The 13,923-nt window shown below is 37.2% G+C and carries 11 protein-coding genes; 8 read left to right on the top strand and 3 right to left on the bottom strand.

Going from position 1 to position 13,923, the window contains the following annotated elements; translation table 11 throughout:
- The first annotated feature begins 6 nt into the window (after nucleotides 1-6).
- Together gcvP and ABXT51_RS08385 are read left to right on the top strand one after the other, a co-directional pair.
- A complete protein-coding gene (gene gcvP / locus ABXT51_RS08390) occupies nucleotides 7-2,859 on the top strand; it encodes an aminomethyl-transferring glycine dehydrogenase (protein WP_416695316.1) in 2,853 nt (950 codons plus the stop codon).
- A gap of 7 nt (nucleotides 2,860-2,866) precedes the next feature.
- Entirely contained in the window at nucleotides 2,867-3,382 is a 516-nt protein-coding gene (locus tag ABXT51_RS08385) for a glycine cleavage system protein R (protein ID WP_416695314.1), read from the top strand.
- Nucleotides 3,383-3,419: 37 nt separating this feature from the next.
- Here the strand turns inward: ABXT51_RS08385 and cysQ are convergent, their stop codons facing one another.
- The 3 genes from cysQ to ABXT51_RS08370 form a co-directional block, all read right to left on the bottom strand.
- Entirely contained in the window at nucleotides 3,420-4,190 is a 771-nt protein-coding gene (cysQ, locus tag ABXT51_RS08380; protein ID WP_416695311.1) for a 3'(2'),5'-bisphosphate nucleotidase CysQ, read from the bottom strand.
- Nucleotides 4,191-4,221: 31 nt separating this feature from the next.
- Nucleotides 4,222-5,427 (bottom strand): M24 family metallopeptidase, encoded by a 1,206-nt coding sequence (locus ABXT51_RS08375; RefSeq protein ID WP_416695308.1) that lies wholly within the window; start codon nucleotides 5,425-5,427, stop codon nucleotides 4,222-4,224.
- A 129-nt stretch (nucleotides 5,428-5,556) separates the two neighbouring features.
- Nucleotides 5,557-6,441 carry a DMT family transporter gene (locus ABXT51_RS08370; protein WP_416695306.1) on the bottom strand — a complete coding sequence of 295 codons (885 nt, stop codon included), beginning with the start codon at nucleotides 6,439-6,441 and terminating at the stop codon, nucleotides 5,557-5,559.
- Between the two features lie 179 nt (nucleotides 6,442-6,620).
- On the opposite strand from ABXT51_RS08370, the gene ABXT51_RS08365 reads away from it, so the two are divergent.
- The 6 genes from ABXT51_RS08365 to ABXT51_RS08340 all read left to right on the top strand — a co-directional run bounded on the left by ABXT51_RS08365 (nucleotide 6,621) and on the right by ABXT51_RS08340 (nucleotide 13,917).
- Nucleotides 6,621-7,517, top strand: coding sequence for a DMT family transporter (locus ABXT51_RS08365; RefSeq protein WP_416695304.1), 897 nt, complete (start codon nucleotides 6,621-6,623; stop codon nucleotides 7,515-7,517).
- Nucleotides 7,518-7,632: 115 nt separating this feature from the next.
- Nucleotides 7,633-8,739 carry a 2Fe-2S iron-sulfur cluster-binding protein gene (locus ABXT51_RS08360; RefSeq protein WP_416695302.1) on the top strand — a complete coding sequence of 369 codons (1,107 nt, stop codon included), beginning with the start codon at nucleotides 7,633-7,635 and terminating at the stop codon, nucleotides 8,737-8,739.
- A 25-nt stretch (nucleotides 8,740-8,764) separates the two neighbouring features.
- Entirely contained in the window at nucleotides 8,765-10,015 is a 1,251-nt protein-coding gene (locus ABXT51_RS08355; RefSeq protein ID WP_416695300.1) for a sarcosine oxidase subunit beta family protein, read from the top strand.
- Nucleotides 10,016-10,035: 20 nt separating this feature from the next.
- Nucleotides 10,036-10,320, top strand: a complete 285-nt coding sequence (locus ABXT51_RS08350) for a sarcosine oxidase subunit delta (protein ID WP_416677895.1) — start codon at nucleotides 10,036-10,038, stop codon at nucleotides 10,318-10,320.
- Nucleotides 10,317-13,337 carry a 2Fe-2S iron-sulfur cluster-binding protein gene (locus tag ABXT51_RS08345; protein WP_416695298.1) on the top strand — a complete coding sequence of 1,007 codons (3,021 nt, stop codon included), beginning with the start codon at nucleotides 10,317-10,319 and terminating at the stop codon, nucleotides 13,335-13,337. Before ABXT51_RS08350 ends, ABXT51_RS08345 begins: the two co-directional genes overlap by 4 nt.
- A complete protein-coding gene (locus ABXT51_RS08340) occupies nucleotides 13,330-13,917 on the top strand; it encodes a sarcosine oxidase subunit gamma (protein WP_416695295.1) in 588 nt (195 codons plus the stop codon). The genes ABXT51_RS08345 and ABXT51_RS08340 overlap by 8 nt, the downstream gene beginning before the upstream one ends.
- The last annotated feature ends 6 nt before the right edge of the window (nucleotides 13,918-13,923 follow it).

Below are 13,923 nucleotides of genomic sequence, written 5' to 3'. Positions count from 1 at the left end.
AGTTTAATGGCTAAAAAAATTGAAGATTTATTAAATAATGATGCCTTTACTACTAGGCATATTGGTTCTTCAACTGAGCAGAAAAATCAGATGCTTGATTACCTTGGTTTTGACAACTTAGATAAGTTAATTGATGAGATTGTGCCAGATGTTATTCGTCGTAAAAAGCCGATGAATATAGCTAAAGGTATGTCGGAGTTGGCAGCCCTTAAAAAATTAAGAAATCTAGCTAGAATGAATATTCGTTATAAGTCATTCATTGGCCAGGGTTATTACAATGCAATTACACCACCAGTAATTCAGCGAAATGTCCAAGAAAATCCTTCTTGGTACACTGCGTATACTCCTTATCAGCCAGAAATATCTCAAGGCCGGTTAGAGGCATTAATGAATTTTCAAACAATGGTCTCAGACTTAACAGGGATGGATTTAGCAAATGCATCAATGCTAGATGAGGCAACTGCTTGCGCAGAAGCTATGACTTTATGTCATCGAGTTAGTAAATCTAAGAGTAATATCTTTTTTGTAGCTAATGATTGTTTTATTCAAAATATTGAAGTAATTAAAACTCGAGCTGAGCCACTAAATATTGAGGTCGTTGTTGGTGACCCTCTGACTGATCTAAAAGAGCTTGATTGTTTTGGAGTGTTATTGCAATATCCTAATACTTATGGCGGCTATAGTGATTACTCAAGCTTAATAGAATTAGTTCATCAAAAAAAAGCTCTCGTTGCAGTTAGTGCAGACTTACTTTCTTTAACACTTTTAAAGCCACCTGGTGAAATGGGTGCAGACATAGTGGTTGGTAATACTCAAAGATTTGGAGTGCCAATTGGTTATGGTGGTCCACATGCTGCCTTCATGTCTATCAGTGACAAATACAAAAGGTCTATGCCTGGGCGTATTATTGGAGCATCGGTTGATACTAAAGGGAGGCTTGCTTATAGACTTGCGCTTCAGACTAGAGAGCAACACATTCGCCGTGAAAAAGCGACAAGTAATATTTGTACTGCTCAAGCTCTTTTAGCAATTATGGCAAGCATGTATGCTGTTTATCATGGACCAGAGGGACTTAAAAATATCGCTGATCGAATTTTTCGCTACTCAAGTGTTTTTGCTGACGGGATGTCAGAAATGGGATTTCGTATTTTAAATGAGACATTTTTTGATACATTAACTATAGAAGTTGAGAACTCTGATGCAGTAGTTATGCAAGCTGAAAAGAATGGATACAACATAAATGTTTTTAGTAAGACACTCGTTTCAGTTTCATTTGATGAGCTGAGTGCTCCTGAGGATATAGAGTGCTTATGGAAAATATTTAATACAGAATCTGGCCTAAATACTCAAATTATATTTGAAAAAAATAAGATTCAAATTCATAAAAGTCTTAAAAGAAAATCAAGCTTCTTGACACATGATGTTTTTAATACCTATCGATCAGAAACAAATATGATGCGCTATATTAGGTATTTGGGGGATAAGGACATTGCACTTGATCGCTCAATGATTCCTCTTGGTTCATGCACAATGAAGCTTAATGCTGCAGCAGAATTAATACCAGTATCTTGGCCAGAATTTTCTCAGATCCATCCAGCAGTTCCAATGAATCAAGTCATAGGTTATCAGGAGATGATTAGTGAGCTTGAAGAAATGCTTTGTGAGGCAACAGGTTATGCTGCAATATCACTGCAACCAAATTCAGGAGCCCAGGGTGAGTATGCAGGATTAATTGCAATTCGTGCTTATCACCGAAGTAGAGGTGAAGAAAACAGAAATATTTGTCTAATCCCATCTTCTGCCCATGGCACTAATCCAGCATCTGCACAAATGGCTGGTATGAAGGTAATCGTAATTGATAGTGCAGAGGATGGCAATATTGATCTTTTAGATTTAAAAGCAAAAGCAAAAGAGCATGCCAATAATTTAGCTGCAATAATGATTACATATCCTTCTACTCATGGAGTATTTGAAAAGGATGTAAAAGAGGTTTGTGAAATTGTTCATAATGCTGGAGGCCAGGTTTATATTGATGGTGCCAATATGAACGCAATGGTTGGTGTTTCTGCTCCAGGTGAATTTGGAGGCGACGTATCACACCTTAATTTACATAAAACATTTGCTATTCCTCATGGTGGCGGCGGTCCTGGAGTTGGGCCTATTGGCGTTAAAGAGCATTTAGTACACTTTTTACCAACAACGCCATTAAATAATACAGATGTTGGAAGTATTTCTGGGGCCCCATGGGGTTCTGGCAGTATTTTGCCTATCAGTTGGATGTATATTGCAATGCTTGGTAAAGAAGGCCTTTATGCTTCTACATGCAATGCAATTTTAAATGCAAACTATATATCAAAGAGACTTGAAGAACACTATCCAATACTTTATAGTGATGAAAATGGTAGGATTGCCCATGAGTGTATTATTGATATTAGGCCCATTAAAGACACAGTTGGTATAAGTGTAGATGATGTAGCTAAGCGACTCATTGATTACGGTTTTCATGCCCCAACTATGTCATTTCCAGTTGCTGGAACGTTGATGATTGAACCAACAGAGTCTGAGTCATTGGATGAGCTTGATCGATTTTGTGATGCTATGATACAAATCAGAAAAGAGATACTAAAAGTTGAGTCTGAAGAATACTCTACAGAAGATAACCCGCTAATTAATTCTCCACATACTCTAGAAATGGTAACATCTACTGAATGGAATTTTTCATACTCCAGGGAAGAGGCAGCATATCCTGTCGAAAGTTTAAGGCGAGTTAAATACTGGCCGCCAGTTTCGCGAGTGGATAATGTCTATGGTGATAAGAACTTAATTTGTTCTTGTCCAAGTGTAGAAGATTATAAATAAAAATTTTATGACATCATTTTTGATTAGTGTTTTAGGTGACGATAAACCTGGGCTTATTGACGGTCTTTCAAAGATTATTGTGGCCAATAACGGTGACTGGATTGAGAGCAACATGTCCAGTTTTGAAGGAAAGTTTGCAGGGATTCTAAAGGTTAATGTGCCATCAAAGAATGCTGCTCAATTAAGTAAAGAGTTGGTTTCATCGTCTTTAGGGTTGCAAATAGCGTGCGAAGAAACTTCTCCATTAAAACAAGTCAATGTAAAGAGTTATAACATTGAACTTATTGGTCAAAACCATGTCGGTATTATCAATAAACTGTCTCATGTTCTAGCAGATGATTTGCAAGCAAATGTAGAAGAGTTAAAGACCGAGATAATTGATGCGTCGATGTCTGGTGAACAGCTTTTCAAAGCACAAATTACTCTTCATTTACCAGTCTCCCTTGACGAAAACCTTATCAGGGACAAGCTTGAGCTAATTGCAGATGAGATGATGGTAGAGATATATTCTTACGAAAGTTAGGACGGTTTAACTAATAAGAGTTATTATTTCTTTTGATCTAGAAACTTCCATAAGCAATAAATGGACCATTTCTGTAACTAGGTTTTCCATAGTTAAACGGTTTATTATTTGGAAGCTTAACTGACCCACCTGCACATCGTAATACAGCATCCCCAGCAGCAGTATCCCATTCCATAGTTGGTCCAAATCGAGGGTAAACATCAGCTTCGCCGCAAGCAACTAAACAAAATTTCAATGAAGAGCCAATAGATGTCGTATTCTTAATTTTATGATCATTTAACCAAGTATTTGTCAACTCATCACGATGAGAAACACTTGCTACAGCAACAGCTCCAGATTGAGGTATCGCTCGAATAGTGATAGGCTTAATTAAGCCATTTGATTCTTCGAAAGCACCTGAAGAAACTGAAGCAAAAAACATTCGATTGAGTGCAGGTGCATATACAACACCCAATGTTGGAATGCCATTTTCAATAAGTCCAATATTTACGGTAAATGAACCTAGTCCATCTTTTTTCAGGAATTCTTTAGTGCCATCAAGCGGGTCAATAAGAAAAAACTGTTCAGTAGCTTTTGCGCCATGGCTGCTAGAATTTTCTTCTGAAATTATGAGAATTTCTGGGACGATTTCTTTAAGTTTATTGAGAATTACATGCTCGGCAGCTTGATCTGCAAGGGTTACGGGTGACCCATCTTCTTTGTAGTCGACCTTTATTGAATTGGCATAGATTTTCATAATCTCATTGCCAGCTTCTCGAGCTGCTATCTGCAACTCTTGTAATAGGTAAGAATAATCAATAGTATCCATTTATCTGAGTTTTAGAGCTTTATTAAAACTACTAAGTAATAATATTATGCTCTGGTCCAAATGGAAATTTAGTTATGTCATAGGCGCTATCTTCAGTTAATACCATAACGTCATGCTCACGGTAACCACCAGCACCTGGCTGACTTCCTGGAATCATAATCATTGGCTCCATAGAAACAACCATATTTTTTTGCAGCACTGTATCTATATCCTCTCTTAGCTCAACTCCAGCTTCACGGCCATAGTAGTGAGACAAAACTCCAAATGAATGACCATATCCAAAAGTTCTACTTTCAAGTAAGCCATACTCTTCAAAAATTTTATTAAGTTCAAGTGCGATGTCTTTGCATGCAACTCCTGGCTTGATAAGTTTCATTCCTTCCTCATGTACCTTTACATTAATTTCCCACAATCTCAGGGATTCATCATCAACATGATCATAAAATAATGTTCTTTCGAGTGCAACATAGTAGCCTGCAATCATTGAAAAACAATTAAGACTAAGAATATCACCTTTTTGAACTTTCCTAGTAGTCACGGGGTTGTGCGCGCCATCAGTATTAATGCCAGATTGAAACCAAGTCCAAGTATCCATTAGTTCTGAGTTTGGAAAGCGCTTAGCAATCTCTCTAACCATGGCTTGTGTTGAATGAAGAGCTACCTCATGTTCTGGCGCACCTTCTTTAATCGCCTCCACTAGTGCTGCGCCACCTATATCACAAACATTTGCCCCCTGAATAATATGAGCAATTTCTTCATCTGATTTGATAGAGCGCATCTTCATGCAATCAACTGAAATATCAATAAAGTTTGATTTGTTAAATGCAGCTTGAAGCTTATCTAAGCGTTCTTTAGTTATATGATCATACTCTATGCCAATTTTATCGCCATTACTTACGAGCTGCTGCAGGGCATAAAAGAAGCTATCTTTTTGCCAGTCTGTGTAGACTAAGTTTTCACCAAAAGTTCGGCGCCAAGGTTGACCACCATCAATATTTGCAGTTACTGTTGTTGCTTTATCCTGAGTCACAACAAGCGCGTAAGGTCTCCCAAAAGAACAATAGAGGAAGTCACTGTAATAATTAATACTATGAATAGATGTAAAAATTACACTATCAATATTATTTTGTACCATATGACTTCTAAGGCGTTCTTGACGGTTTTGGAATTCCTTATCACTGAATGTATGAACTATATTGTCACCATTTGGTATAAGTATTGTTCTTGGCATATTCATAGCGACTCCTGTGCATGAGTTAATTTGTGCGGATGTTAATCAATTACCTTTAGTATAGCAAGCTTTTTTAATAGATATTTTTTTAGTTTCTTTCAAAAGAAGTTAGCGCCATGATCTAAAACTTTAATCTCATTGCGGTTTATTTAAAACTGTTTCACGTATGAATGTATAAAATCCTGAAGCTACAACAATTGTTGCTCCAATCAGGGTAAGGCTATCTGGTCTCTCCCCAAGAATTATGATTGCAAGAAGCATTGCAAATACTATTCTTGAATATCGAAATGGGGATATAACTGACATTTCGCCAATCCGAGAAGAAATAACAAGTGAATAATAAGCAATTACTCCAAAGGTAGACGCTCCAATAAAATAAATCATTTGATTTGATGTTGGAATTATCATTGGTGAGTTGAATGGAATAATCAAAATACCTGAAATCCCAAAAGCTATAAAGGCATATAAGGCAATCGTTACCGAGGGAAGGTCAACCTTCATTGCGCGAGTAGCTAGATCTCTGGCAGCTAAAAATAAAGATCCAAGCAGTGCAAAGATTGATGCTGGCATAAAACCTTCAAAGCCAGGACGCACAATCAGTAACACACCCATGAAGCCAATAAATACTGCAGTCCAGCGCCTCCATCCTACTTTTTCCCTAAAAAATATGACAGCTCCAATGGTTACTAGTAATGGCGTTATTTGTAGGATTGCTGTGGCAGATGAAAGTGGCGTTAAGGCAATTGCTGTAACAAAAAATACCGCTCCCAGAAGCTCACAAATTGTGCGAATTATTACATGCTTATTTAATAACTCTTTATGAAAAATTGGCGCACGCTGAAGAAGTGCAATAATTAGAAAGACTATGCTTCCAGTAAAACCAAGAATTATTATTACTTCTGATATTGGAAAATAAGCCGATAGCATTTTGATAAATAAATCTTCAAATGCAAACCCTGCCATAGCAAGAATCATGAATAAAATACCTCTCAAGTTTTCCATGATTTTTCTTTGATCCATAGGGCTAAAGTTGAATTTTAACTGCTACTATGATTTGAATCTACTTATTTTTTTGAACAAATAATATAAGTAGGCTAAATGTTTCAACTTGGCACATAAAAAAATGATTGACAGATATATATTTTAAGAACACAATGCGCAAATAATTAATGTCAATCATTATGTTTAATAGGGGTTTCATGCAGAATAGATATTTCCTTGGATTTGTATTAGTAGTTGTCAGTGGAATCATTTGGAGCTTTGGGGCTCCACTTGTTCGCCTTCTAGAAGATGCTGAAAACTATAGGCTTCAATATCTACTTTATAGAGGCTTAATAATTACATCAGTGATACTTATTTTTGTTGCTCTTAGAGAGGGAAAAAACTTTTTTAATACGTTCAAGAGGATCGATTCTTGGAGCTTAGTTGGAGGCGTAGTAATGTCAATTACATTTTTTGGTTGGATTTATGCACTAACAACCACCACAGTAGCAATTACCTTATTAATGCTTGCCTTGTCTCCAGTTCTTTCTGCATTTTTAGGCTACCTTATTTTAGGTGAAAGGCTAAGTCGTATCACTTTCATAAACATGTTGATTGTTGCTGCTGGAATTACAATTATGGTTTGGGATACTGAAAAATCAACTACATTATTAGGCGTTACTTATGGTTTCTTTGTAGCTTTGGGCTTTGCAATATACACAATTACAATTCGAAAAAATCCCGAAGTGCCTAAATTATTAACGCCTGCGCTTGCTGGCTTTTTTTGCATGTTATGGGCAACAGTTTTCATCCTAGTAAGTGGAGGCAATTTTGAAATGGCTCCAATCAATATTGGAATAAGCATGATGCATGGTTTAGTGGTTGGCCTTGGCCTTATATTATATGGCTTAGGGGCAAAATATTTGCCTAGTGGTGAGCTTGTAATGCTTTCATTGCTTGAGGTGGTTTTGGGTATTTTTTGGGCATGGCTTCCAATATTTGGCATTAACGAGGTTCCGAGTACAAATACTTTAATTGGTGGTTGCGCTATATTTATGGCAATTATTTTTCAGGGAATGAATGCTAGAAAAAAACATATAATTCCTATGCCTTAGGGTAATTTTTTTAATTGGGTTTTAAAAACAGTTTGTTTTTCTTTTGTTATTTATACAACCTTATAAGGCAATGATAAAATTGTAAATAATTATTTAAATATTGAGTTGAAGTAAGATGAGTGAATTAATTTTTCCTAATATAAATATTGAAAATCTTGATCGATGGGTGGGAGACCTTTCACCTCTAGAGTGTATTGAGATTAAAAATGAAACTCACAATGTTAAGAGTTTTACTTTTAAATCCAAGAAGGATGCATGGTTTCAGTTTTTGCCAGGACAGCATACAACTCTATTTTTAAATATAGATGGTATTGAGGTAATGAGAACTTATACCATTGCTTCCAGTCCAACGAGACCCCACACTATTACCATTACCAATAAAAGGATGCAAGATGGGGTCGTTACAAACTGGATGCATGACAGTTTGAAGGTTGGTGATTGCATTGATGCCCTTAATATTGGAGGGTCTTTTAGTGTTGCCCTTGACCAGCCTAGGCCCAAAATTTTACTCATGTCAGGTGGAAGTGGTATTACCCCAATGCTCTCAATGACAAGATATTTTATTGATTTATCTATAAATGTTGATTTAGTCTTTATCCATAATGCACAATCTCCCAAAGACCTAATTTCAAAAGAAGAGCTTGAGTTTTATGAGCTCCACCAATCTAATTTTAAAAGACATTTTATATGTGATGCACCAGATTCAAATTGGGAGGGGCCTAGTGGATTTTTGAGTTCTGAAATGCTTTTAGAGCTTGTCCCTGATTTCATTGATAGAGAGGTGTATTGTTGTGGGCCAGAGCCGTATATGCAAAATGCACAAAAGATTTTAAAGCTAAGTGATTTCGATATGTCTGCTTACCATCAAGAGAGCTTTGATATTGAGAGTTCAACTGCGCAAAGCAATATGGCAATTAATCAAGAATTGCCTGAGCATAAAGTTCCAAATAGTGGAATAAATGAATATAATGTCACCCTGTCGAAGAGTGGTGAGGTAGTATCTTGCGGCAGTAATTCGAGTATATTGGTTTCAATACAAAAACAAGGAATTACAGTGCCTTTTGCATGTTCTATGGGGCTATGTGGAACATGCCGTACCAAAATGATAAAAGGTACAGTTGAGATGGATGCTCAGGGCGGACTTTTAAAGTCCCATGAGGAAGAGGGTTACATACTTACTTGTTGTTCTTACCCCACAAGTGACGTAGTTCTTGATTTATAGTTTTATTGTTAGAGCTTAAATTATTATGCAAAAAAAATATTCTTGGTATTCTTTATTAAAGGCTGGATTGGGCAATCAGGAATGGGATCAAGCAATCCCTTTAGTTAAGCCTAAATCTAAGTATGATGTTATTATTATCGGTGGCGGTGGCCACGGTCTTGCAACAGCCTATTATTTAGCTAAGGAGTGCGGCATTACAAATGTTGCGGTTCTTGAAAAAGGCTATATTGGTGGTGGCAATACTGGCAGAAACACAACCATTATTCGTTCAAACTATTTAAGAGATGAGGCTTCTAGTCTTTATGAGCACTCCATGAGGCTTTGGGAGGGGCTTAGTGAAGATCTAAACTTCAATGTTATGTTTAGCCAGAGAGGCGTATACAACCTTGGGCACACTCTTCAAGATATGAGAGATATTGAGCGAAGAGTAAACGCTAATGTGCTTAATGGGGTTGATGCTGTAGTGGTTGACCATAAAGAAATAAAAGAACAAATTCCAATTATTAATACCTCTAAAAATGCAAGGTATCCAATTATGGGGGCCTCTTTCCAGGCACGCGCTGGTGTTGCTAGACATGATGGTGTTGCTTGGGGATTTGCTAGGGCTGCTTCAAATCTTGGTGTTGATATTATACAAAATTGTGAGGTTATTGATATTGAGATTGAAGAGGGCAGAGTCAGAGGCGTTAAGACAACACTGGGTGATATCATGGCAGATCGTGTTGGCTGCGTTAGCGCAGGGCACTCTTCGGTTGTGGCAAAAATGGCAGGATTAAGATTGCCAGTTGAAAGCCATCCTTTGCAAGCGTTTGTATCCGAAGCTATGAAACCAATTCTTCATACGGTAGTAATGTCTAATGCTGTTCATGGTTATGTAAGTCAGAGCGATAAGGGCGATTTAGTTATTGGGGCTGGTATCGATGGATACAACTCATATGCTCAAAGAGGCAGTGCAAAGATAGTAGAGCATTGTGCTGCTGCGATACTTGAACTATTTCCAATTTTTTCGAGAGTTCGTATGAACCGTCAATGGGGAGGCATAGTTGATGTTTGTCCAGATGCTTGTCCTGTTATTAGTCCTACAAAAGTTGAAGGGCTTTACTTTAACTGTGGCTGGGGAACTGGAGGCTTTAAAGCGACCCCAGGTTCTGGAAATGTTTTTGCTCACACTATTGCCCAAGATAAGCAGCATGAGTTAGCAGTTCCATTTCATATTGATCGTTTTACAAGTGGAGCTCTTATTGACGAGCACGGTGCAGCAGGAGTTGCACATTAGTTATATATAAAGGTAATATTATGTTTTTGATAGATTGTCCATATTGTAAAGAATCGAGAGATCAAAATGAATTTTCTCCTGCTGGAGAGGCTTTCATTGCCAGACCTCAAAATCCTGAAGAGCTTAGTGATGATGAGTGGGCTGATTATGTATTTTATCGCACTAATCACAAAGGAGATCACTGGGAGCAGTGGGTCCATACTAATGGATGTCGTAAATATTTCTTAGTTAAAAGATCTACGATTAGCCATGAAATTCTTGAGGTTGCGGCTTTTGGAGAGGTAATGAGCGAGAATCCATCATGAGATTAAAGAATCATAAGAGTGACTTTATAGATCAATCTGAAGCTCTAAGCTTTATATTTAATAACAAATCCTATAAGGGGTATAAGGGCGATACCTTAGCTTCTGCATTAATAGCAAATGACGTTCTGTTCTTTGCTAGAAGCTTTAAATATGGACGTAAGCGTGGCTTAATGGGTTCAGGTGTTGAAGAGCCTAACGCACTTGTTTCACTAGAAATTGGAGGGCGCTATACGCCTAATTTGAAGGCAACTGAAGTTATGCTTTATGATGGCTTAAGTGCAGTGAGTTCTAGTAATCCAAATTCAATTGATTTTCGCGCTTTAATTAAACCATTGCATCGATTTATGCCAGCAGGTTTTTATTATAAAACCTTTATAAAGCAAAAGGTTTGGGCAATGGTTGAAGATAGCCTAAGATCACTTGCAGGCTTTTCAAAAGCACCTACTGAAAAAGATGAGGATGTTTATGATCATGTTTTTCATCATACTGAGGTCCTTGTTGTTGGAGGTGGCGTAGCAGGAATAACTGCTGCATTAGAAATTCTCAATAACTCTAAAACAACAAGGGTTATATTGGTTGATGAGCGAGCGCATTTAGGTGGGGAGTTATTTAATGAATTTAAAAGTGATGATAATGCCATTAGTTGGCATCATGATAATCTTAATAAGTTACTTGAATTTAAAAATGTAGATAATAGTCGTTTGAAATTACTCTCCCGATCAACAGCCTATGCTTGGTATGACCATAACTATATAGAGGTATTGCAAACTAATGCTACTGGTGAGTCATTAATATCAGAAGGTACACAATCTGCTCGAAAAGTGCTTCATAAAATAAGAGCTAAAGAAGTTATATTGGCAACTGGTGCTCATGAGCGCCCCATGTTATTTGAAACGAATGATTTGGCAAATATAATGTTGAGTCAGTCTGTTAGGCGTTATCTTAATGAGTTTGGTGTAATCTCGGGCAAAAATGTTATTTTGTATGGCAATAATGACAGCATCTACAGCACAGCAATTGACATCAATAATAATGATATTAACTGTCAGGTCATTGATATTAGACCATATGGTGGTGAGAGTGAAACCGTTTTAAAGGCAAAAAAATTAGGCATTGAAGTTCTCCAGGGTTATGCTGTACTAAAAGCACACGGAACAAATCTTGTAAAAGGTATTGAGGTTTCTACGGTTGAAATGCAAGGCAAGAAGTGGAGGCTTACCGGTCCTTCAAAAAGATTAAATTGTGACTTATTGGCAACATCAGGTGGCTTTAATCCTGTGGTCCACCTTGACTGTCATTGTGGTGCAAAAACTTTTTTTGATGAAGATTCCCAAGCTTTTTTGCCACAAAAGGAGCGAAAAAATAGACAAGTGTGTGGCTCAATTAGTGCCATTGGATTTTGGAAGGATGCTGTAATTGATGCAAAAAATAAAGCTCAATTGACTCTTTTATCTTTGGAAGAAATTAAGAAATCTACTCAAGATAGCATGAGTGAAAATTATTTAGATTACTACAATGCAAGTCAATTTTTTGTGCCAATAGAAATTTTGAATAGGCCAAAAGTGTTTATTGATATGCAAAATGATGTGACTACTTTAGACGTTGCTCTGGCAATTAGGGAGGGGTATCGCTCGATTGAACACATTAAGCGTTACACTGCTATGGGATTTGGAACTGATCAAGGTAAAACTGGTAATATCAATGGTATTGCTGTTGCAGCCCAGTTCCTAGATGTTCCTTTGTCTGAAGTTGGAACAACTACATTTCGTCCAGCTTATACTGGAGTTGATTTTGGCGCTATGGCAGGCAGGGAAGTGGGAGGTTTTTTTGACCCCCAACGGTATACAACAATCCACGACTCTCATTTAGAAAGTGGAGCAGAGTTCGAGGTTGTAGGCCAGTGGTACCGACCTTGGTATTATCCAAAGGGTGGAGAAGATATTCATCAAGCAGTTAATAGAGAGTGTCTTGCTGTTAGAACTTCACTTGGAATGATGGATGCATCAACTCTTGGAAAAATTGATGTTCAAGGGAAAGATGCTAGAGAATTTTTATCCAGAGTTTATACCAATGCTTGGATGAAGCTTGCTCCAGGAAGCTGTCGTTATGGGCTTATGTGTAATGAGAAAGGAATGATCATTGATGATGGAGTTTCAACCTGTATCAATGATGATCATTTTATTATGACTACTACAACCGGGGGTGCTGCAAGCGTTTACTCTGCTCTAGAGATGTGGCTACAAACCGAGTGGAGTGATTTAGATGTTCACCTTAGTAGTGTTACAGACCAATTTGCAACCGTCGCAGTTGTTGGGCCCAATGCTCGTAACTTGATGAAAGTTCTATGCCAAGATATTGACTTTGAGCGTGATAATTTTAAATTTATGCAGTGGCGACCTGGAACAGTATGTGGTGTAAAAGCAAGGATTATGAGGATTAGTTTTTCTGGCGAACTTGCTTATGAAATTAATATTGAAGCTAATTATGGTCGGTATATTTGGGATGAGGTTGCATTGGCTGGAAAGCCATGGAATATAACGCCTTATGGAACTGAATCAATGCACGTACTTCGCGCGGAGAAAGGTTATATTATTGTTGGTCAAGACACTGATGGTTCAATGACGCCAATGGATGTCAATATGAAGTGGATCCTTGCAAAAGATAAACCTTTTTCTTACATTGGCCGTCGTTCTTTTAGTATTTCTGCACTCAATACTGATGATCGCTTTCAACTAGTAGGTCTATTAACAAAAGATGCCCATGTTGTTCTTCCAGAAGGTTCTCACATAATTAATAATAAAGGAAGTTCCATAGGTTATGTGACCTCAAGTTATTTCAGCCCCATACTTAGAAGGTCAATTGCAATGGCCCAACTTAAGGGTGGCCTTTCAAAAATGACTGAAATAGTATTAGTTAAAATTGTTCAAGAGAAACAAGGTTTAAAGGAAATCCCTTGTGAAGTTTCTAGTAGTGTTTTTTATGATATTAAAGGTGAAAAGGTGGATGGTAATGAGTAGTTTAGTAGAAAACAATATTCCGGAATTTAGAACAACTTTTCAACCTGTTTTGAATCAGGATGGTTTTCTTATTAATCAGGATGACCTAGTTTGCCGTGAGATTATAGATTTATCTTTAATGGTTATAAGAACATCAAAAGATCATAAAAAAAATGCTAATAGTATTAAAGACATTTTTAATGCAGAGTCACCTAAATCTTTATCTGTAAGCCTCAATGACAATGGCGATAGTTTTCTATGGATAAGTCCAGATGAAATTTGGTTGCTGCATCATAGAAATAACAAAGATCAACTTCTTGAAAAGTTTAAATCACTCCCTAAAGGAATGTCAACGACAGACAGTTCTGGAGCTTATGGTATTCTGGAGTTTTCAGGAAATAATGTAGACACCTTATTGTCTAGATGGATGAGTTATGATTTAGAGGGCTCCTTGACTATAGGTAAAGTTGTATCAACTACTTGTGGGCAAGCGCCAGTTTGTATTTATCGAAATATTGAGGGAAATTTGTTGATGATGGTTAGACATTCTTTCTCTCATTATGTTGCTGGATTATTAAAGGATAGTGCAAAAAGAATATAAGGAAGA

Source organism: Candidatus Pseudothioglobus sp. Uisw_050_01 (genome assembly GCF_048085775.1).
In the GTDB taxonomy this organism is placed as follows: domain Bacteria; phylum Pseudomonadota; class Gammaproteobacteria; order PS1; family Pseudothioglobaceae; genus Pseudothioglobus.
This window is presented reverse-complemented; position numbering and strand designations above follow the sequence as displayed.

Bases quoted from the DNA above. Each gene is read 5' to 3' on its own strand.
- ABXT51_RS08375 (WP_416695308.1), bottom strand. From the start codon at position 5,427: ATGAATATGCCAAGAACAATACTTATACCAAATGGTGACAATATAGTT.
- ABXT51_RS08355 (WP_416695300.1), top strand. From the start codon at position 8,765: ATGCAAAAAAAATATTCTTGGTATTCTTTATTAAAGGCTGGATTGGGC.
- ABXT51_RS08340 (WP_416695295.1), top strand. From the start codon at position 13,330: ATGAGTAGTTTAGTAGAAAACAATATTCCGGAATTTAGAACAACTTTT.
- ABXT51_RS08385 (WP_416695314.1), top strand. From the start codon at position 2,867: ATGACATCATTTTTGATTAGTGTTTTAGGTGACGATAAACCTGGGCTT.
- ABXT51_RS08345 (WP_416695298.1), top strand. From the start codon at position 10,317: ATGAGATTAAAGAATCATAAGAGTGACTTTATAGATCAATCTGAAGCT.
- ABXT51_RS08350 (WP_416677895.1), top strand. From the start codon at position 10,036: ATGTTTTTGATAGATTGTCCATATTGTAAAGAATCGAGAGATCAAAAT.
- ABXT51_RS08360 (WP_416695302.1), top strand. From the start codon at position 7,633: ATGAGTGAATTAATTTTTCCTAATATAAATATTGAAAATCTTGATCGA.
- ABXT51_RS08365 (WP_416695304.1), top strand. From the start codon at position 6,621: ATGCAGAATAGATATTTCCTTGGATTTGTATTAGTAGTTGTCAGTGGA.
- cysQ (WP_416695311.1), bottom strand. From the start codon at position 4,190: ATGGATACTATTGATTATTCTTACCTATTACAAGAGTTGCAGATAGCA.
- gcvP (WP_416695316.1), top strand. From the start codon at position 7: ATGGCTAAAAAAATTGAAGATTTATTAAATAATGATGCCTTTACTACT.
- ABXT51_RS08370 (WP_416695306.1), bottom strand. From the start codon at position 6,441: ATGGATCAAAGAAAAATCATGGAAAACTTGAGAGGTATTTTATTCATG.